Origin of the sequence: Micromonospora solifontis (assembly GCF_003725545.1) — a bacterium.
Classification (GTDB): Bacteria; Actinomycetota; Actinomycetes; order Mycobacteriales; family Micromonosporaceae; genus Micromonospora; species Micromonospora solifontis.
In genome coordinates this window covers 1-18979 of the sequence record NZ_RJLN01000057.1, presented here as the reverse complement: position 1 = coordinate 18979, position 18979 = coordinate 1, and the positions used below count along the sequence as shown (strand labels likewise).

Below are 18979 nucleotides of genomic sequence, written 5' to 3'. Positions count from 1 at the left end.
GTTGAGCCGGTTGTCGCCGGCCCGGCGCGGCTCCCGGGTCGGCCGGCCGGGACCTCCGGGGCGGCCAGAATTGCCAGGGCCGGTGCGACCGGGGCGAGCTGTGTGACCCTCGTCGCCTCACGTCGGCGGTCCGAATCGGACGGTGCCCCGGGGCCGGCCGGATCGCCCCGGCCGGCCCCGCCCCCGTCGGCGATCGGTTGTCGTTGTGGAACCTGTGGGCGTCCTTCCGACGCAGTCGCTCGCCCGTTAGGTGACAGGGGCGGGCGTGCGTGCCGTGACGGAGCGGGCCCTCGTGGGGCCGACCGACAGACAACCAGCGTGGGGGCGCGGCCGACAGGTGACGAAACGGGGAGGGTTTCCTGCCCCGTGGCACCCGGGTCCGCTGCCGCCCGGGCAAGCCGGGTCGGCGACGGCCCCCGGTTGAGGCCGCTGCCGCGGGAAGGTGGGCCGCCAGGGACTCGAACCCTGAACCTATGGATTGCCGGCGAGCCGGTTTTTTGCGGTGTGGTTCGAGGTCATCCGGGCTGCGGGCGTGCTTCTCGGCCGGGTTCGGCTGGCACGGTTGCTGTACTCCGCTGCTGTACTGCTGGTGTCGGCCGGTCGGCTTCCCTGGTCCAGCCGAGGAAGCGGCGGTGCAGCACGCCGGCGGGTGTCCAGGGCATGTCCTCGGTGGCTTGGACGAGGTAGGAGCCGAGGTAGAGGGCCAGGGACACCGGGGCGTCGGCGTACTGCGCCCGTAGCTCCCGCTTGCGGGTGGGGCAGGGCCAGGGCAGGTCGCAGCCGCCGCAGCTCCAGATCGGCATGACCGGGCCGTGGGTGGTCACCGCGCACCCTCTAGGAAGCGGGCGGTGATCGTCCGGGCCTGCCGGCTGGTTGCCCAATCCACCTGCCAGCACGGGTACGGCGTCAGCCGCGACCACCAGGCGCGGCAGCCGGCGCACATACCGTCGAGCCCTCGGACGTGCACCGCGAGGATGGCCCGCTCCTGTCCGTCGTTCACTGCTCCCCCTCGGTCGGCCAGTGCCCACGATTGATCGGAATCCGGTGCTGTGTGCGACACGGCAACTCGGCTCCGCACCGGCAGACCCGCCGCCACCGCCGCCAGCACCAGACCGGTCGATGCCTGCGCGCGAGAGTCATTGCTGCGGCGAGCAGGTACTCCTCGTACGAAACACGCCGCACCTGAACTCCCCCTTGGGCGCCGTCGACGGCACGCAGCCGCGCATTGGCTGGTCATCCGACCGCAGCACCTGCCAAGCCACCGTACATACGTAGGACTGTAGATACAATAACCTGTAGAACTGTTGGACACGTAGCGTCACATTCGTGATCGACCCCAGCGCGGACCGCGCAGTGTTTCGGCAGCTCGCCGACCTACTGCGTAAACGGATCACGTCCGGCGACCTCGCGCCCGGCGCGTCGCTGCCGAGCGAGCTGCGACTGGCTCAGGAGTATGGACTGAGCCGGACAAGCGTCCGGCAGGCCATCTCCCTACTCCGGTCGGAAGGGCTCGTGACCGTCCAACCGCCGCGCGGCACGTTCGTCCGCAGCATGGAGCCGACCGAGACAGTGACCCTACGAAAGGGCGACACCGCCTCAGCCCGGATGCCGACGCCTGCTGAGCGCCGTGAGCTGGAGATCGGGGAAGGTGTCCCGGTGCTCGTTGTCTTCCGGGCCGACGGCTCCCGCGAGTTGTACGCCGCCGACCGCATCCGCGTAGGAAGGTAGACCGGAGAGGGCCTTAAGTTGCGCCTGGGCGCTGTTGCCCTAGGGGTTCGTCACGCCTTGCCTGCAAACTGCCCGGCAACGCTGATCGCCGTCGCCACGATGGCCGAGAGAATCCCCACGATGGCGCCTAGGGTCGTCAGTCCTTCCCTGGGCGACGCCCAAAGCCCGCGGTTCATCTGACGCCAGGCATGTGGAACGAACGTCATCCTGAGCTTCTGCCACTTGTGCTGCCGCTTGCTGCACCCAAGCAGCAGGCCAGCCGAGTTGTTACGGCACAGGGTCCCGTCGCGGTTCATGGCGCAGCACCAGACAGGGGCCTGGAACAGGAAGAAGCCGGTCACCAGCAGGGACAGCACGAGTAGCGCCACTGGCCCCACGGAGCGAGTCCACCAAGCCGTGACGAGGATGACGAACGCCAGATAGCCCCAGTATCGCGCCAGACCCTTCATGAAGATCGAACGTAATGGATCGCATGCGGTCAGTGATGGGCATGTGTCCGGCACCCGACAAGTGGTCTCGGGTGTTTGCAGAATCCGGCGTACAGGTCGACTCGTCCGTCGCTCACTAGGTCAGCCGCGAGTGCATGGCGGCTGACCTGCTGTTTCTCCGAGTGCTGCTGGTCGTCCTCGGTCATCATTGGTCGGCGCTTGACGGCCCAGCGACGGCCCAGCCGGCCGGAGACGGCCCGGGGCGACCCCTCGCTTGTAAGTTCTGGGCGCTCCGTCTGGCGGGGTCCATCCTCGTCCGTGACCTCGGATGACCATCCGGGTCCGGCGGCCAACGGTCGCCCTTGTCCGGGTCAGTTGCTGTCAGCGTTGCTGTCGACAGCAACGGGGCTACTCGGGTGCGGCCTGGTGCCGGCCCGTTCCGCCGCCCCAGCGCCGTCGAGGCTCGTGTCCACCCAACGAGCGCTGAGCTGCGAGAGCGGTCCACTAACGCCCACGTACGTCCGTCGGTGTCCGTCCCCGTTGTCACTCGGTTAGTCACCCAACCCTCCACGCGGCGGCTCTCCTCGCACTCGCGCTCTCGCCCGGGCAAGCTGCTCCTCGTACGCGGGCGAGAACGGCGCGGCAAGCTGCCGCTCCAACTCGCAGTGAATGTCCCACAAGACGACGCGCTCGGCGTCATCCTCCACGAGGCCGACGTAGTCCCCCGTGGTGCGCTCGGTGCGCGCAAGCCATTCGAACAGGACCAGGGCCTCGTCCCAGCTCAACTCGATCGACATGCCGTCGTGGGCCACGCGGAGAAGGTAGCACCGTCAGTTTGGAAGGTGCCCGAGCATCAGCTTGAGAATCGGGTTGATCGTTACGGTGCGTAGGGGAGAGGTCGGTCGTATGCAGAGATGCGGTTACGGAGCGCTAATATATGGCTGGCCGGCTGTATGGTGTTGACCCCTGTCGACCGAGCCTGCGGGCACGCTTCGGGCACGCTTACTATGCGCGTCGCCTGCCACCCATCCGACAGTTCTGCCGTGAGAGAGCCTGGCGACCGGTCGAGCGATGGTGAGAGCATCGAGCAATGAGGATGCGTTTGACCGGGATCTCTGTCCCCGGAGGCTTCGGAGCGCAGTGGCAAGCGGTTGAAGGCGACCAGGATGTTGCTCGTCGCATCCTTCTCTTCCTTGAAGATCGAAGGCTTCTCTTTGGCGACCGCCACTGCGAGGACGAAATGCACTGTGTCGAGTCAGCGAATCAGATCCGCGCCTTCCTCACACAGCAACTTGATTCGGCGAAGCCGGACGGTAGCCTCTCTACGAGCATCCGCGCTATGCGCGCTGCTTGTCGGCGATTCATCGAGTCCGCTGGGCCGTACGGGCGGAACTTTCACCATCGCGATTATGGCTATGGCCAGGCAGATCTCTTTTCTTTGGCACTCGGAGACCTTCGCACGAGCATGGGTGTACACATCGCCGTCCTCGCGTATGCCTTCGACCTGGAAGTTGATGAGGAACTGTCGTCGATCCTGCCGCCACAACCTCAAGATGATGACGGCGACCTCGACTGGCTGCCTGGTTTTGAGCGGCAGCAGCCATAGTACGAGCGCTTCTGCCATCCCGTCTGCCGCCGACCCGCCCTCTGGGGAGCGGGCCGCCGCCCGGTCCGCCACGTCAAGCGGACCTTGACGCACGTACGGACGCTGGCGGGCCGGGCGGTGGTCTGCTCGGCTCGCCCGGGTCGTCGGCTGGCGGGATGGCCCTGCGCAACCACCCACGGACCGCAACCCGCCGACGGACCCCCAACCATCTCGGAGTCGTTGCGCCCCCGCCGGAGGCGCGGTAACCGCGACCAGCTCGCCGCCGCGACCCGCCGCGCGGACCCGGCGTGCCCTTCGCTGCGCCGCGCTGCTCGGGGCGCGGCCCGGCCGGCTGCCGGCCCACGAACACCAACCACCTCGACCCTACCGTCTGCGGCGGCCCCGGGCTCACCGCTCTTCGCGCCAGCCGCCGGGCGTCCTGCGTGGCCGGAGTCGGAGCGCCAGCGGAGCGACGGACGCGCGCCCAGGCGGCGGCGCTTGCGGCCCGTCTCGGGCCGCCTTGATAGACGTACAGAAAGTACTCCCATACCGGCCGGCAGCCGGCCGTCCCGGCACGAGGGGTCACAACAGGTTGACGTGTCGGTACCCGGTGCTACTCTGGTGCTCGTCGAGCACGCCAGCGCGGCCGTCCTGCCGGATCGCTGGACTCGACTCCGGAGATGCCGAGCGGCCTTCTTGCCGCTGATGCGGGCCACGTCCCGCCAGTTCTCGATCACACCGGCCATCATGCCGGCCTCGCGAATCCGCTGAGCAGCCCAGCACGGCCTTCCCTGCCGTCCACGATGGCCCCGATTTGCACATCTCCACGGGTGGGGGCAGCCTGCGGCAACCCGCCGGATGCTGATATCCCAGGCTCCCCACCCGTGCCGGCCCATTACGTTCACGAGCGCGAAAGGACAGGACCCATCGGCGGGGAAGTGGCACGGCCACGGTTCCGCCCTCCGGCGTCAGCCGCCCTCTCGGCGGTGCCAGGAGACACGACGAACACCACCAGCGGACATATGCGTCCACGGCTGGTGGTGCTTCGTCTCCCGTCCCTGCCACCCCCTGAAGAGGAGACAGCCCTGTCCACCACCCCGCTCACCCTCTACCGCCCCGGTCTCGCCGTCGGCCGTGACGCCCAGGTCTTGCACCGCGCCGCCTCGCCGGAGTTCTCCGGCTGGCTGGAGCACACCCGGCCCGCCGGCGGTTGTGCTCGCCCGATCCGCCTCACTGGGACCATCGCTGCCGTCGACCGGAACACCGGCCACATCACCGGCCTACTGCACACCGACGAGCTGCCCGACCGGGCGCACTACAAGGCGTGCGGCAACCGCCGCGAATCGGTGTGCCCGGACTGCGCCTGGCTCTACCGAGGCGACGCCTACCAAGTCGTCTGTCGCGGGCTGACCGGCGGCAAGGGCGTCCCTGACTCGGTCGGCCGGCACCCGGTCGTCTTCGCCACCTTCACCGCCCCGTCCTTCGGCCCGGTCCACCACCGCCACGTCCCCCGCCACACCTGCGCCACCCGGCAGCGCTGCGACTGCCGCCCCGCGCCCTGCCGCGCCCGCAGCAACGCCGGCACCTGCCCGCACCTGCCCGCACGGGCAGCCCGCGGCGTGCTTCGCCCGCCACGACGCCGACGATCCGCGGCTCGGCCGGCCGTTATGCCTGGACTGCTACGACCACGACCACCAGGTCGTCTGGAACTACTTCTCCGGCGAGTTGTGGCGGCGCACCAAGCAGGCCATCGAACGCCACCTCGCCGCCCTCTGCCGCAAGCGCGGCATCCCCTTCATCCGGGTCGTAACGGCACCCGGCAAGGTCCGCCGGGTGCCGCCCGTGCGGGTATCCCACGGCAAGGTCGCCGAGATGCAACGCCGTGCAGCGGTGCACTTCCACTGCCTGCTGCGCCTCGACGGCGTCGACTTGGACGACCCGGACGCTCTCGTGCCGCCGCCGGCCGGCATCACCGTCGACGACCTGGAGGCAGCCGTCCACGCCGCCGCCCGGCAGATCACCGTCACCACACCCCCGCACCCCGACCAGCCGCAAGGCTGGCTGATCGCCTGGGGCGAGCAGGTCGACGTCCGCCGCATCAACACCACCGGCGGTGAGCTGACCGACGGCAAGGTCGCCGCCTATCTCGCCAAGTACGCCACCAAAGCCACCGAAGCCACCGGCCACCAATCCACCCGACTCACCCCGGCCACCATCGACGACTACGCCGACCCCGAAGGCGACCACACCGCCCGCCTCATCGACGCCTGCTGGCACCTCGGACGCCCCACCCACACCGACACCAGCAGCGGCGCCTCAACCTCCGACCACCGTCAAGACAGCCTTGACACCAAACCGCGCCCCTACGCCGGGCTGCGCCGCTGGGCGCACATGCTCGGCTTCGGCGGTCACTTCCTCACCAAAGCCCGCCGCTACTCCGTCACCTTCCGGCTGCTCCGCGACACCCGCGCCACCTACCAGCGCAGGGAGGACCACGAGCCCGCCGACGCGGTGACCGTCGGCACCCTCACCTACGTCGGGTCCGGCTGGCTCAGCGAAGGTGACGCTCTGCTCGCCAACACCGCCGCCCGGCAGCGACGCGAAAGCAGACGCATCGGTCGGGAAGAACTGGCCCACGAAGCCTGGCTCGCCGGGGCCGCCGCATGATTCACGACCTCCGCCCCCGCTGGTACTCGCCGGCAGAAGTCGCCGTCCTGCTTGGCTTCGGGATCTCCAAGGTCAAGATGAAGATCGCCACCGGTGAGCTGCGCTCCATCAAGAACGGCAAGTACCGCCGCATCCTCCCCGAATGGGTCGACGACTACATCCGCGAGCAGGTCGAACGCCAGGAGGCCGCCTGATGCCCGGACGCGCCCGAGCCAACGGCGAAGGGTCGATCTTCCCGTACCGAAACGGCTTCGCCGCCTACGTCTGGGTCGAGAAGCCCGACGGCAAGCGGGGCCGGAAGTGGGTCTACGGCAAGACCCGCGAAGAGGTCCACGACAAGTGGATCAAGCTGCACGGACAGGCCAAAGCCGGCCCGGTGGCGACCCGCTCCCCGACGATGGGGGAGTACGCCGGCTACTGGCTGCGCGAGATCGTCAAGCCGAACCTGGCCCCCGGCAGCTACGTCACGTATGAGGTGGTGGTCCGGCTTTACCTCGTGCCAGGGCTGGGCCGGAAACGCCTCGACAAGCTCCGGGTCAGCGACGTGCAGACCTGGATCAACGAGGTGGGCCGGACCTGCCAGTGCTGCGCCCAGGGTAAGGACGAGCGGCGCAAGCCGGCCCAGCGTCGCTGCTGTGCCCTCGGCCGTTGCTGCCGGGATCTGCCTTCGGCAACCAGCGTCACGCACCTGCGGACCGTGCTCCGGACGCTGCTGTCCCAGGCGATCACCGAAGGGCTGATCTCCCGCAACGTCGCGTCCCTGGTGAAGTTGCCCCCGGTTCGGAAGCGCAAGCGGAAGGCGTGGACGAGCGACGAGGCACGGCGGTTCCTGGAGTCGGCCCGCGCCGACGACGATCCGCTCTACACCGCATACGTCCTGGTCCTGGTGCTCGGTCTGCGTAAGGGCGAGATGTTGGGGCTCACCTGGGCTGACGTCGACCTCGACGCGGGGGAGTTGACCATCGATCGGCAGCTCCAGCGGGTCGGTGCCGAGCTGCTGCACCGGGAGACGAAGACGGCCGCCTCGGACGCCACCCTGCCGCGGCCGGACATCTGCACCGTGGCGCTCGATCGCCGCCGCGCCGCACAGATCACCGCTCGGGATGCCGCCGGCCCGGCCTGGCAGCCCTCGGACCTGATCTTCACCACCCGCTACGGCCGGCCGGTCGAGCCACGGAACTTCAACCGCTTCTGGGACCGGCGCTGTGACACTGCTGGTGTCCGGCGGATCACGGTCCGGGACGCCCGGCGGACCTGCGCCTCGCTCCTGGCCGACCTGGACGTGCATCCCCGAGTGGCGATGCAGATCCTCCGGCATGCGCAGTTCGCCATCACCATGGAGTTCTACACGGTGGTGTCGTCGGCGGCCACCCGCGACGCGCTCAAGCGGCTCGGCAGCGCACTGGACCGGTAAGACGGCACCGATCCAGTCGGGACGGCCGACGCTCCTGGTTTCAGTCCGGCCCGCTATCGGTCGCCGTAGTGGTAACGGCAGGCGATGATTTCGACGTCGTCCTTGGTGATCCGATACACCAGCCGGTGTTCGCGATCGATGCGGCGGGACCAGAAGCCGGACAGCTCTCCCCGAAGGGGCTCCGGCTTGCCGATGCCCTCGTATCCGTTGCGCATCACGTCCGCGATGAGATCGTTGATGCGCTTGACCAGCTTTCGGTCCGTGTGGCTGAGGTACTGGCTCCACGCCGTCGCGGTGAAGACCAGCCTCACGCGACGTCCCGCACGGTGGCCGGGTCGATCAGATCCCGCTCGGCCGCGTCACCCTTCTCCAGCTCCGCCATCGACCGGCGCAGCGCGGCGGCGTTGCCCGGGTTGCGGAGGAGGTACTCGGTCTCCTTCATCGATTCGTACTCCGCGAGCGGCACAATCACCACGGGTTCGTGCCCGGATCGGGTCACCACCACTTCCTCCGCGTCGTTGATGACGCTGTCGAGTTCGGCGGCCAGGTTCTGCCGTAGCTGGGTGAAGTTCACGGTCCGCATGACTACCTCCGGGGGCTAAGTACAGAAAACTGTACCTCAGGCGGACCTGCGGCTGCTGTACGAGCCGAGGCAGGGCTCAACTGGCCACCCGATGGGCCGCTGAGCTGCGGAGAAGTGGGCCGCCAGGGACTCGAACCCTGAACCTATGGATTAAAAGTCCACAGCTCTGCCATTGAGCTAGCGGCCCGCCCGCTCAGGCTACCGGAACCCGCCCGTGGCGGCCTTCCGCCTTCCCGCCGTCGTCGATCTTCCGACGGACGCCGGGTCGCCGAAGTGGCGGTGTCCCGCCGCCGGCGATGCCGCCACCTCGCCGACCTGCCGTGCGGCCGGGGCTGCGCGCGCGGGACGGGCCGGCATGGGCGCGCCGAGGCGGGGAACCGGGTCGGGCATGAGGTTGAGCAGCACGCCCGCGGTGGCGGCGTCGAGTGAGGTGCCCGGCGCCGACGGGGTACGCCGGCCCGGCGGCGAGGTGCACGCCTGGCTGCCGGGGCAGAACCAGACGGTGTGCGGGCTGCCGCTGAGCCGTACCCGGTTGCGCCGCTTCCCGCACGTGCCGTTCGAGTATTCGGCCACCGACCAGCTCACCGAGGCCGACCCGGAGGGGTACGTCTGCCCGCGCTGCCTGGCCGCCAAGCAGGGCCGCCGGCCCGGCGAGAAGGGCTGGGTCCGGCACAATCCGCGCCCGTGACCGGGTCCGGGGGTTGGCGTCCCGGGCAACGGGTACGGCAGCGGGCATGCGGATCGTGATCGTGGGGGCCAGCGGCAACGTGGGGACGGCACTGCTGCGCCGGCTGCGGCGGGAGTCCGGGGCGGAGCTGGTCGGGGTGGCGCGGCGCCTGCCCGGGCCGGACGCGGGTGAGCCGTACGACGGGGTGGAGTGGCACTCGTGCGACATCGGGGACCCGGACTCGCCCGTGCGGCTCGCCTCGATCTTCGCGGGGGCGCGGGCAGTGGTGCACCTGGCCTGGCAGATCCAGCCCAGCCATGATCGTCGTACGCTCTGGCGGACCAACGTCGGGGGCAGCCGCGCGGTGCTCGACGCCGCCGTCCGGGCCGGCGTCCCCGCCCTGGTGTACGCCTCGTCGGTCGGCACGTACGCGCCCGGCCCGAAGGATCATCCGGTGAGCGAGCGCTGGCCGGCGACCGGGGTGCCCACGTCGTCGTACAGCCGGGACAAGGCGGAGGTGGAGGGCCTCCTCGACGGCCTTGAGCGGGAGCACCCGGAGCTGCGGGTGGTCCGGCTGCGGCCGGGGTTGATCTTCCAGCGGGACGCCGGGACCGAGATCAGCCGCTACTTCCTCGGCCCGCTGGTGCCGGTCCGGCTGCTCCGGTACGGCCGGATCCCGCTGGTCCCGGCCAACCGGCGGCTGCGGGTGCAGGCCGTGCACGCCGACGACGTGGCCGACGCGTACGCGAAGGCGGTCCTGGGTGAGGCGCGCGGCGCCTTCAACCTGGCCGCGGACCCGGTGCTGAGCCCGGAGCTGGTGGCCCGGCACTTCCACGGCTGGACGGTGCCGGTGGCGATCCCGGTGCTGCGCGCGGCGGCGGCGTTGACCTGGCGCGCCCGGCTGCAACCGGTCGACGTGGGCTGGGTCGACCTGGCGTTGAACGTGCCGCTGCTGTCCAGCGAGCGCGCCGAGTCGGAGCTGGACTGGCGCCCCCGCGTCGACGCGGTGACCGCCCTCAGGGACCTCTTCGCCGGCATGGCCCACCGCGCCGGCACCCCGGCCCCGCCCCTCTCCCCGTCCCCGGACCTCCCCGGCCGCCCCACCGCCCTGCTCAAGGCCCGCCTCCCCGGCCACCCCAACCCCTACTAACCCCACCCCCCCGCCCCCCGCCCCGCCCCCCGCCGTCCTCGGTGATCAAGGGGTTTGCGTCTCGGTGGAGATCCACTCTGACGCAAATCCCTTGATCAACCGTGCGCCCCGGGGAGGGGGTCGGGGTCAGCGGAGGGTGGAGGCGGTGGTCGTGGGTGGGTGGGCGCCTAGGAAGAAGATGCCGGGGTAGCCCTTGGTCTCGAAGCCCTGGCTGGGGTTGCGGCGGAGGGTGGAGCCCTCGATGCGGAGGGTGCCGGTGCGGTTGTTGCTGACGAAGAAGATCGCCCCGCCGCCCTCGTTGGCCCGGTTGTCCTCGATGACGGTGCCGGCGATCCGCACCGTGAACTCGTTGCCGTCGCAGTAGATCGCGCCGCCGCTGCCCCCGCCGGGGGTGCCGGACCGGGCCGGGTTCGCGCCGCTGCCGACCGCTCGGTTGTCGCGGAAGACGCTGTTCAGCACCGTCCAGGAGACGCCGATGCTGCTCAGCGCCGCCCCGTTGGCGCAGGTCCCGCGCTCGAAGGTGCTGTTCACCACGTACACGGGGCGGTTCTCGTACTGGCTGAGCACGCGCAGCGCCGCGCCGCCCAGGTCCGGGCCGGTACGGTCGCAGCGGTTGCCGACGAACCGGGAGTTGACCACCTTCACCCGGCCACCCCGGACGAAGATCGCCCCGCCCCCGCCACCCTCGGTCCGGTCGCCGGTCGAGTCGCCGTCGGCGAAGGTCAGGTTCTGCACGGTGAGCTGCGGGTGGTCCTGGTTCTGGCAGTGCGAGGTGGTCCAGCCCTGGGCCTGGTCGCAGGTGTTCAGGTAGAGGATCCGGCGCTCGCCCCCGCCGCTCAGGGTGACCTTGCCGCCGCCGTCCAGGACGATCCGCGGCCCGTGCGAGTTGACCACCTTCGCGGTGGCCTTCATCCGGATGGTGACCGGGTTCGGGCCGCAGTCGAAGGTGATGACCCCACCCGCCGCCACCGCCCTGACCACCGCCGCCGAGGTGCAGCTCGCGGCGGTGCCGGTGCCGACCGTACGGGTGGGGTGCGAGGTGTCGACCGCCCGTGCCTCCGCCGGCACGCTCGCCCGTCCGGCCGGGTTGCCGGCGCGGAAGGCGGGCGTTGACGGGCTCGGCCGGGCGGTGCCGAGGCCGGTGCGGGCGCTCGGGCCGGCCGTCGGGGCCACCGTCGGCGCGGCGGCGGTGCCGGTCGCCGCGACCGGAGCGGCCGCGTCCGGGGTGGACGGTCTGCCAGAGCCGCAGCCGGGCAGCGCGGCCGCCACGACGGCGAGGGCGACGAGGGCCAGGGTGGGCTTCGAACGCACCCGCCGATGCTAGAGGCGCGACCGGCCCGGGCAGGACGCCCCGCCAAATCCTTAACCCTCCGCTAAACCCCGCACCGCCCTCGTTGAGACGGCCCTGATTCACGGAAAGAGTGGCTGTCGCGCGCGGAATGGCCACTCTTTCCGGGAATTAGCGCGAATCCCGGGGCGGGGCGGAGGGCGGGGACGGGTGTTGCGGGTCAGGCGTGGGAGAGGGCGAAGGCGGTGAGGAAACCGAGCACCGTGATCAGGCCGACCAGCAGGTGCGCGTCCTCGAACGCCTCCGGGACCATGGTGTCGGTGATCATCGCGAGGATCGCGCCGGCCGCCAGCGCGGTGATGGTCGCCAGCACCTCCGGCGGGGCGCCACCGAGCAGCGTGTAGCCGGCCAGCGCCGCCGCGCCGCTGACCAGGGCGATCGCCGTCCAGAGCAGGAAGACGTACCGCCGGGTGCGGCCGGCCTGGCGCATGCCGGCGGCGCTGGACAGGCCCTCCGGGACGTTGCTGAGGAAGACGGCGATCACCGTGACCAGGCTGACCGGGCCGCCGGCCAGCAGGCTCGCCCCGATCACCACCGACTCCGGTACGCCGTCCAGCAGCGCGCCGATCGCGATGGCCGTGCCCGAGCCCGGTTGCTCCTGTTCGGACGGCTGCTCGTCACCGGAGCGCTTGCGGTGCCGGGCGCCGCGACGGGCCAGCAGGACGTTCGCCCCGGTGTACGTGAGCGCCCCGACCGCCGCCCCGATCGCCACCGGCACCAGTCCGGCCTGCTCGTGCGCCTCGGCGATCAGCTCGAACGACACGGCGGAGAGCAGCACCCCGGCGCCGAACGCCATCACCGACGCGATGACCCGGCGCGGCACCCGCGCGAAGAACCCGGCGACCGCCCCGATCAGCAGGGCGGACCCGGCCAGCAACCCCCAGAGTCCCGCTTGCCACCATTCCGGCACGCGCAGGACCCTACCCCCGCCGGCAAGGCGGAAACCGGCTCAGAAGTCGGCGAAGAGGTACGGCAGCTCACGCGGGAAGATCCGGCGCAGCTCGACCGCCGCGTCCGCCGGCACCTCGCCCAGTCCCCGGATGACGACGTCGTCCGGGCCGAGCACCCCGTACGCCAGGGCGGAGAGCCCCGCGGCGGTGAGCGTCGCGGTCGGCACGCTGCCCACCGCGGCGCTGTCGCCCGCCAGCACCTCCAGCTTCCCGGTGGCGCCGTCGAGCAGGTGGCTGCCGGCCAGCCAGCGGTCGCCGACCAGCTCGACGCGGACCCGGCCAGGCCCGGTCGGCAGGTCGGCCAGCGCGTCGAGGCTCAGCAGCCGGGCCATCGGGGCCGGCGACCCCGGCCGGGACACCCGGGCCTCGACGTGCACGGCGAGGTCGGTGAGCCACAGCTCGGGCAGCTCGTCGGCGGGGAGCTGGACGCTGATCCGGTCCACCTGGTCGACGTGCCGGGCGAAGAACTGCAGCAGCGACGCCCGTGCGTACGGATCCTCGGCGAGCAGGTCGTCGGCGAGCAGCGTGCCGCCGTGGTCGTCGATCCGGTAGGTGACCGCGCCCACGGTCGCGCCGTCCCGGACGGCGGTGAGCAGCCAGCGGTCGTCCCGGTCCCGCTGGGCGACCGCCCGGAAGTCGGGGAAGATCGCGAACCCGTGCCGCTCGCGCAGGCAACGCTCGGTGTACCCGCACCACGTCGGGTAGCCGGCGCCGATCCGCTGCCAGGTCACCTCGCCCGGCAGGTCGGCGCGGAGCAGCGGGGCCAGGTCGGCCGGGGAGAAGGTCGCGGTACGCCGGCGGGGCAGCCCGACGTACCCGAAGCGCTCGTAGAACGAGGCGCGGAACGGGTAGAGCGCGGTCAGCGCGTGGCCCTCGTCCCGCATCTCGTCCAGCAGCCGGTGCAGCAGGTTGCGGACGTGACCGCGCCGGCGGGCCAGCGGATGCGTCGCCACCCCGGCCACGCCGGCCATCGGCAGCACGCTGCCGCGCAGGTTCTGCCGCATCGGGATCGCCGAGGCGGCGGCCGTGACGCCCCCGTCCTCCTCCGCGACCAGGGTCCGGTTGCCCGCGTTGTAGGGCAGGTATTCGCGGAACTCGTCGACCCGGGACGGGGCCATCGGCGAGGCCTCGAACGCGTACGCCTGGAGCGGGAAGGTGGTGGTGAGGCGTTCCTCGGCGGCCAACCGGCGGATGAGCATCCGTCCATCCCAACCCGGGCCGGCCGGTCCCGCAACCGGAATCGGCCGGTCAGGCCGCGGTGACGTCGGAGACGATGACGGTGACGTTGTCCGGCGCGCCGGCCTGGTGGGCGAGCTTCACCAGTTGCTCGCCGCAGTGCTGCCGGTCCGGGTACGTGGCCAGCGCCGAGGCGATCGCGACGTCCTCCACGTAGTCGGAGAGGCCGTCGCTGCACAGCAGCAGGCGGTCGCCGGGGAACACGGTCAGCACGCCGATGGCCGGCGGCGCGTCCGAGCCCTGCACGGCCCGGGTGACCAGCGAGCGCTGCGGGTGGTGGCGGGCCTGGTCGGGGGAGAGCGCGCCCTGGTCGACCAGGGCCTGCACGAAGGTGTCGTCCCGGGTGAGCTGGGTCAGCTCGCTGTCCCGCAGCAGGTAGCAGCGGGAGTCGCCGACCTGGGCGAGGACCAGGGTGTCCCCGGCGAGCAGGCCGGCGGTCAGCGTCGTACCCATGCCGTCGCGGGCCGGGTCCACCGTGATGGCGGCGCGGATCCGCTGGTTGGCGGTGCTCACCACGGCGCGCAGCGCGTCGGCGGCCTCGTCGGGCACGGTGGGCGGGGTCAGCTCGTCCAGGATCCGGATGACGATCTCGCTCGCCACCTCCCCGGCGGGGAGGCCGCCCATGCCGTCGGCCACGGCCACGAGGCGGTCACCGGCGAGGGCGGAGTCCTCGTTGTTGGTCCGGACGAGGCCGACGTCGTTGAGGATGGCCGAGCGGAGGATCAGCGTCATGGGGTCAAGCTTGCCAAGAAGACCCCGTGCTCGTCTCTACCCACCGGGTATGGCCGAGGAAGATCAGCGTGTCTCGTTGCACCGTCCATCGTGGTCAGCGGTGCGGGTAGCGCAGCAGCAGGCTCGCCCGGACCGGCTCGTCGCCGACCGCGGCGTAGCTGTGCGGCACGTCCGAGGTCCAGCGCAGGTACTCGCCCGGGCCGGCGGTAATCGGGGCGTCCACCGGCCCGGCGCGTAGCACCCCGGAGAAGACCGTGACGTGTTCGGTGACCCCGGTGTGATGCGCGGGGGAGAGCTGCGGCGCGCCCGGACTGACCCGCATCCGGTAGAGCTCGTACGTCGCGTCGGTGTCGGTGAAGACCTCCAGCAGCGTGGCGCCCACCGCGGCGCCCCGGACGGTCGGCGTGTCCGCCGGCCCGGCGAGGACGGCGGTGAGCGGCACGCCGAGCCGGGCGGTGACCGCGTAGAGGGTCTCCAGGGTGGGGTTTCGGGTGCCGTTCTCCAGCCCGGAGAGGGTGGCCTTGCCGATTCCGGCCAGCCGGGCCAGGGCGGAGAGGGACAGTCCCCGCTCCTCGCGGAGGGCGCGGATGCGCCGCCCGACCTCTTCCGCGGTGTGGTCCATGGCGGCTATCGTCCTACACCGTGTCGTTCCGTAAACGGAACGGCGGACGGAGGTGTGGCATGGCGGGGCGACTCCAACCCGTGCTGGCCGGCGCGGTCACCGCCCTGGTCGGCTTCGCCAGCTCGTTCACGGTGGTCCTCGCCGGGCTGCGCGCGGTCGGCGCCGACCGCGCGCAGGCGGCCTCCGGCCTGCTCGCCCTCTGCGTCGCCACCGGCTGCTGCGCCGTCTGGCTCGGGCTGCGGCACCGGATACCCCTCACCATCGCCTGGTCCACCCCGGGCGCCGCGCTGCTCGTCGCGACCGGTCCGGTGCCCGGCGGCTGGCCGGCGGCGGTCGGTGCGTTCCTGCTCACCGGCGTGCTGATCGCCGCCGCGGGACTGGTCCCGGCCCTCGGCCGGGCGGTCGCGGCGATCCCCGGCCCGATCGCCAGCGCCATGCTCGCCGGGGTGCTGCTGCCGCTCTGCACCGCGCCCGTCCGGGCCCTGGTCGAGGTGCCCCGGCTGGCCGGGCCGGTGGTGCTCGCCTGGCTGGTGCTGCACCGCTTCGCGCGCCGCTGGGCCGTACCGGGCGCGCTGGCGGTCGCGGCGGTGGCCATCGCGCTCACCGCGTCCGCGCCGGTCCGTACGCACCTCGCACCGGCCGTCGCGCTGACCGCGCCGACCTGGACCGGGTCCGCCGTGGTCGGGCTCGCGCTGCCGCTCTTCCTGGTCACCATGGCCGCCCAGAACGTGCCGGGTACGGCCGTGCTCGCCGGCTACGGCTACCGTGCCCCGCTCGGCTCCGCGCTCCGGGTGACCGGGCTCGCCACCGCGCTCGGCGCGCCGGCCGGCGGGCACGCGGTGAACCTGGCCGCGATCACCGCCGCGCTGGCCGCCGGGCCGGACGCGCACCCCGACCCGGACCGGCGCTGGATCGCCTCCGTCACCGCGGGGATCGGCATGGCGCTGCTCGGCCTCGGCGCGGGCGTGGCGACCGCACTGGTGCTGCTCTCCCCGCCGATCCTGGTCGAGGCGGTGGCCGGGCTCGCGCTGCTCGGCGCGCTGGCCGGGGCGGTCGCGGCGGCCGTCGCCGAGCCGGACGCCCGGGAGGCCGCGGTGGTCACCTTCGTGGTCACCGCCGCCGGGATCAGCCTGCTCGGCGTCGGTGGGGCCTTCTGGGGCCTGGCCGCCGGCTGGTCGATGCTCCTGCTCTTCCGCCGCCGTCCCGCTCGCACCACGCCGCCAGCCGGCCGAGACGAGCCGGAGGCGGATCCGGTCGCTCCGGCGCGGGTGGGCTGAGTGGGCCGGTCCTCACTCCTCCTCGGGGAGTTGGGCGGCGGGGACGTCGAGGCGTACCCCCTGGTCGGTGACGGCGGCGATCCGGTCGGCCGGTACGTAGACCGCGCCGGTGCGGGCCCGCTCGGCGGCGACCTTCAGGTAGCCGCTGCGCAGCAGCCGGGCGGCCAGGTCGGCGGGGACGTCCGGCTCCTCGACCGCCGCCGACTCGATCAGCTCGTCCAGGCTGCTACCGGGGTCGACCCCGTCCGGCGCCTGTACGGTCACCGCCGCCGGGTCGCCGCGCTGGACGAGATCCACGGTGCCGACCTCGGCGCCGGTGGAGTCGACCACCCGCATGCCGGTGGTGACGCGGGAGACGGTGTCCTGCTGCTGGCTCATGCCGGAGCGGTTCCCGGGGCGCGCGGGCGCTAAACGGAGGGGGCCCAGCCGCCCGGCGGGCGGGGGGAGAGCTCGCGCCAGGTGTCCGGCCCCTCCAGCAGCGCCCGGACCGTCTCCTCCGCCTCGTCCGCGCTGCCGTACTCGTAGAACCGGGAGACCCCCTCGGCGCCGCCGGCGCGCTGCTCCACGTGCCAGCGGTCGCCGTCCACCCGGAGGAAGACGTCCCGCCGGGCCAGCCGCCCCCATTTCCCGTTCCACCAGTGCCTGCGCTGCTCCATGGCCGGACTCTATCGAACATGTGTTCGACATGAGTCGGCCCCCACGGGATTCCCATGGGGGCCGATCGGCTATGGCGTCAGCGCGGCGCGGGCGGCTCCGGCCGGCGACCCAGCACGTCGTCCAGCGCACCCCGCTGGGCCGGCGTGGCCTGGTGGCCGGCGAGCAGCGCGTCCCGGATCTCGGTGAGCAGCTTGACCTCCTCGCTGGGCGCGGCGGGCGGCGGCTCCTCGCCGCGCTTGCGCCGCTCGGCCAGCCGGTTCATCGGGTAGACGACCAGGAAGTAGAGCACCGCCGCGGTCAGCAGGAAGGTGATGGCGGCGTTGATGAAGGCGGCCCAGTCCATGTAATTGCCGCTGCTGATCTTCCATCGGCCGGCCGTCAGCGCGGTCCCGCCGCCGAAGAACTTGATCAGCGGTTCCAGGAACGACTTGGTGAACTGCGAGACCAAGCCGGTGAAGGCTGCGCCGATGACGATGCCGACCGCCAGGTCGACGACGTTGCCGCGCATGATGAAGTCTTTGAAGCCCTTGAGCATCCGCTCTCCCGTGCTGTCCGATTCTGCGTCGGGCACAACCTATGCCCCGGCGGGGGCCTCAAGGAAAGCACCGGCCTCGATCGCCGCGCGCGCCGGGTCGCCGGCCCGGATCGCCTCGACCAGCCGGCCGTGGTCCACGTAGCGGCCGGGCTCCAGGGCGTCGCCCATGGCCTGGGCCACCGTGCTGCGCAGCGCGACGCCGACCGAGGCGTACAGCTCGGCGAGCATGGCGTTGTGCGCGGCGGCCACCACGGCGGTGTGCAGCGCGGCGTCGGCCTCGACGAAGTCGTCCACCCGGCCGGAGCGCCAGGCGGCCTCCCGGACCGCCAGCGCGCCGTCGAGCGCCGCCAGGTCCTCGGGTGTACGCCGCAGCGCGGCGAGTCGGGCCGCCTCCACCTCGAAGGCGCGCCGCACCTCGATCACCTCGGCCATCCGGTCGTCGGTGAGCCGGCGGGCCACCACCGGGGCCAGTTCGTCGGTGGAGACCACGTACGTCCCGGAGCCCTGCCGGCACTCCAGCACCCCGGCGTGCACCAGCGCGCGGACCGCCTCGCGGACCGTGTTCCGCCCCACCCCGAGGGCCGCCACGAGCTGCGGCTCGGTGGGGATCTTCGCGCCGACGGGCCACTCGCCGCCGAGGATCCGGGCCCGGAGCTGCTCGATCGTCTGGCGCACCCGGTGGCCGCGCGGGGGCACGACGACGGAATCGACGGGGGGTGTCACCGGTTACAACTCCTGCCGAAATTCATCCCATGATTGTAGGTTCGAGGTCATGACGCCGCCACCCACCAGCACCGAGGCCGCGGCCACCGCCGTGCCGACCACCGACGTGACGCCCGGCCCGGCCCCGGCCGCCGTACCGGCCCGCCCGGTCGGCCCGGTCCGCGGCGGCGCGCTGGTGCTGGTCGGGATGCTGCTGGTCGCGCTGAACCTGCGCGCCGCGGTGACCAGCCTCGGCGCCCTGCTCGACGAGGTACGGGGCGGTCTGGGGCTTTCCGGCGCGATGGCCGGCCTCGTCACCACCCTGCCCACCATCGCCTTCGCCGGCCTCGGCGCGCTCACCCCGTGGCTGGTCCGCCGCTGGCCGGCGCCCCGGGTGCTGGTGCTGGCCATGCTCGCCCTCACCGTGGGGCAGGTGCTCCGGGTGGTCACCGACTCGGCGGCGGTCTTCGTGCTCACCAGCGCGCTCGCCCTGGCCGGCATCGCGGTGGCGAACATCCTGCTGCCGATGCTGGTCAAGCAGCACTTCCCGCACCGCACCGGGCTGGTCACCGGGGCGTACACGATGACCCTGACGGTGGGCACGACGGTGGCCGCCGCCTCGGCGGTGCCGGTGGCGCACGCCTTCGGCTCCTGGCGGGCCGGGCTCGGCGTCTGGGCCGGGCTCGCCGCGCTCGCCG

23 protein-coding genes, 1 tRNA gene and 1 pseudogene are annotated in these 18979 nt (G+C 72.2%); 9 read left to right on the top strand and 16 right to left on the bottom strand.

Annotated elements, in window-relative coordinates; translation table 11 throughout:
- Positions 1-515: 515 nt before the first annotated feature.
- The gene (locus tag EFE23_RS19080; protein ID WP_123242304.1) at positions 516-824 is read right to left on the bottom strand and encodes a hypothetical protein; all 309 of its coding nucleotides are present in this window, start codon (positions 822-824) and stop codon (positions 516-518) included.
- Entirely contained in the window at positions 821-1237 is a 417-nt protein-coding gene (locus tag EFE23_RS29025) for a hypothetical protein (RefSeq protein WP_123242303.1), read from the bottom strand. Before EFE23_RS29025 ends, EFE23_RS19080 begins: the two co-directional genes overlap by 4 nt.
- An 89-nt stretch (positions 1238-1326) precedes the next feature.
- Here EFE23_RS29025 and EFE23_RS19070 point away from each other — a divergent pair, with 89 nt between their 5' ends.
- Positions 1327-1728, top strand: a complete 402-nt coding sequence (locus tag EFE23_RS19070) for a GntR family transcriptional regulator (protein ID WP_123242302.1) — start codon at positions 1327-1329, stop codon at positions 1726-1728.
- A 50-nt stretch (positions 1729-1778) separates the two neighbouring features.
- Here EFE23_RS19070 and EFE23_RS19065 read toward each other — a convergent pair whose 3' ends face one another.
- Together EFE23_RS19065 and EFE23_RS19060 are read right to left on the bottom strand one after the other, a co-directional pair.
- A complete protein-coding gene (locus EFE23_RS19065) occupies positions 1779-2177 on the bottom strand; it encodes a hypothetical protein (RefSeq protein WP_123242301.1) in 399 nt (132 codons plus the stop codon).
- Between the two features lie 530 nt (positions 2178-2707).
- Positions 2708-2968 (bottom strand): hypothetical protein, encoded by a 261-nt coding sequence (locus EFE23_RS19060; RefSeq protein WP_123242300.1) that lies wholly within the window; start codon positions 2966-2968, stop codon positions 2708-2710.
- 278 nt (positions 2969-3246) lie between these two features.
- Here EFE23_RS19060 and EFE23_RS19055 point away from each other — a divergent pair, with 278 nt between their 5' ends.
- From EFE23_RS19055 to EFE23_RS19040, 4 genes and pseudogenes are all read left to right on the top strand, one after another.
- Positions 3247-3762 (top strand): DUF6650 family protein, encoded by a 516-nt coding sequence (locus EFE23_RS19055; protein WP_123242299.1) that lies wholly within the window; start codon positions 3247-3249, stop codon positions 3760-3762.
- A gap of 1064 nt (positions 3763-4826) precedes the next feature.
- Positions 4827-6408 (top strand): annotated as a pseudogene (locus EFE23_RS19050) (replication initiator).
- Positions 6405-6602 (top strand): helix-turn-helix domain-containing protein, encoded by a 198-nt coding sequence (locus EFE23_RS19045; protein ID WP_123242298.1) that lies wholly within the window; start codon positions 6405-6407, stop codon positions 6600-6602. Before EFE23_RS19050 ends, EFE23_RS19045 begins: the two are co-directional and overlap by 4 nt.
- Complete coding sequence (locus EFE23_RS19040) at positions 6602-7822, top strand: tyrosine-type recombinase/integrase (protein ID WP_123242297.1); 1221 nt, start codon at positions 6602-6604, stop codon at positions 7820-7822. Before EFE23_RS19045 ends, EFE23_RS19040 begins: the two co-directional genes overlap by 1 nt.
- 53 nt (positions 7823-7875) lie before the next feature.
- Here the strand turns inward: EFE23_RS19040 and EFE23_RS19035 are convergent, their stop codons facing one another.
- The 3 genes from EFE23_RS19035 to EFE23_RS19025 all read right to left on the bottom strand — a co-directional run bounded on the left by EFE23_RS19035 (position 7876) and on the right by EFE23_RS19025 (position 8592).
- Positions 7876-8133 carry a Txe/YoeB family addiction module toxin gene (locus tag EFE23_RS19035; RefSeq protein ID WP_111242115.1) on the bottom strand — a complete coding sequence of 86 codons (258 nt, stop codon included), beginning with the start codon at positions 8131-8133 and terminating at the stop codon, positions 7876-7878.
- The gene (locus tag EFE23_RS19030) at positions 8130-8405 is read right to left on the bottom strand and encodes a type II toxin-antitoxin system Phd/YefM family antitoxin (protein WP_123242296.1); all 276 of its coding nucleotides are present in this window, start codon (positions 8403-8405) and stop codon (positions 8130-8132) included. Before EFE23_RS19030 ends, EFE23_RS19035 begins: the two co-directional genes overlap by 4 nt.
- A gap of 115 nt (positions 8406-8520) precedes the next feature.
- Positions 8521-8592: transfer RNA gene (locus EFE23_RS19025), tRNA-Lys, on the bottom strand.
- Between the two features lie 201 nt (positions 8593-8793).
- On the opposite strand from EFE23_RS19025, the gene EFE23_RS19020 reads away from it, so the two are divergent.
- On the top strand, positions 8794-9093 hold the full coding sequence (locus tag EFE23_RS19020) for a hypothetical protein (RefSeq protein ID WP_123242295.1): 300 nt from the start codon (positions 8794-8796) through the stop codon (positions 9091-9093).
- Between the two features lie 46 nt (positions 9094-9139).
- Positions 9140-10222, top strand: a complete 1083-nt coding sequence (locus EFE23_RS19015; RefSeq protein WP_123242294.1) for an NAD-dependent epimerase/dehydratase family protein — start codon at positions 9140-9142, stop codon at positions 10220-10222.
- A 126-nt stretch (positions 10223-10348) separates the two neighbouring features.
- Here EFE23_RS19015 and EFE23_RS19010 read toward each other — a convergent pair whose 3' ends face one another.
- From EFE23_RS19010 to EFE23_RS18990, 5 genes are all read right to left on the bottom strand, one after another.
- Complete coding sequence (locus tag EFE23_RS19010) at positions 10349-11533, bottom strand: hypothetical protein (protein ID WP_123242293.1); 1185 nt, start codon at positions 11531-11533, stop codon at positions 10349-10351.
- A gap of 197 nt (positions 11534-11730) precedes the next feature.
- Positions 11731-12480 (bottom strand): ZIP family metal transporter, encoded by a 750-nt coding sequence (locus EFE23_RS19005; protein WP_123242292.1) that lies wholly within the window; start codon positions 12478-12480, stop codon positions 11731-11733.
- A 39-nt stretch (positions 12481-12519) separates the two neighbouring features.
- A complete protein-coding gene (locus EFE23_RS19000) occupies positions 12520-13719 on the bottom strand; it encodes a GNAT family N-acetyltransferase (RefSeq protein ID WP_123242291.1) in 1200 nt (399 codons plus the stop codon).
- 49 nt (positions 13720-13768) lie between these two features.
- Entirely contained in the window at positions 13769-14488 is a 720-nt protein-coding gene (locus EFE23_RS18995; protein ID WP_123242290.1) for a PP2C family protein-serine/threonine phosphatase, read from the bottom strand.
- A 94-nt stretch (positions 14489-14582) separates the two neighbouring features.
- Positions 14583-15110: a helix-turn-helix domain-containing protein gene (locus EFE23_RS18990; protein WP_123242289.1), complete on the bottom strand. Its 528-nt coding sequence runs from the start codon at positions 15108-15110 to the stop codon at positions 14583-14585.
- Between the two features lie 59 nt (positions 15111-15169).
- Here EFE23_RS18990 and EFE23_RS18985 point away from each other — a divergent pair, with 59 nt between their 5' ends.
- Positions 15170-16387: a benzoate/H(+) symporter BenE family transporter gene (locus tag EFE23_RS18985; RefSeq protein WP_123242288.1), complete on the top strand. Its 1218-nt coding sequence runs from the start codon at positions 15170-15172 to the stop codon at positions 16385-16387.
- A 12-nt stretch (positions 16388-16399) separates the two neighbouring features.
- Here EFE23_RS18985 and EFE23_RS18980 read toward each other — a convergent pair whose 3' ends face one another.
- From EFE23_RS18980 to EFE23_RS18965, 4 genes are all read right to left on the bottom strand, one after another.
- On the bottom strand, positions 16400-16765 hold the full coding sequence (locus EFE23_RS18980; RefSeq protein ID WP_123242287.1) for a hypothetical protein: 366 nt from the start codon (positions 16763-16765) through the stop codon (positions 16400-16402).
- 29 nt (positions 16766-16794) lie between these two features.
- Positions 16795-17043: a hypothetical protein gene (locus tag EFE23_RS18975; RefSeq protein ID WP_123242286.1), complete on the bottom strand. Its 249-nt coding sequence runs from the start codon at positions 17041-17043 to the stop codon at positions 16795-16797.
- Positions 17044-17120: 77 nt separating this feature from the next.
- On the bottom strand, positions 17121-17579 hold the full coding sequence (gene mscL / locus EFE23_RS18970; RefSeq protein ID WP_123242285.1) for a large conductance mechanosensitive channel protein MscL: 459 nt from the start codon (positions 17577-17579) through the stop codon (positions 17121-17123).
- A gap of 39 nt (positions 17580-17618) precedes the next feature.
- Positions 17619-18302: a FadR/GntR family transcriptional regulator gene (locus tag EFE23_RS18965; protein ID WP_123242284.1), complete on the bottom strand. Its 684-nt coding sequence runs from the start codon at positions 18300-18302 to the stop codon at positions 17619-17621.
- A 49-nt stretch (positions 18303-18351) separates the two neighbouring features.
- On the opposite strand from EFE23_RS18965, the gene EFE23_RS18960 reads away from it, so the two are divergent.
- Positions 18352-18979: MFS transporter (locus EFE23_RS18960; RefSeq protein ID WP_148058481.1), on the top strand; the 628-nt coding region annotated here is incomplete at its 3' end.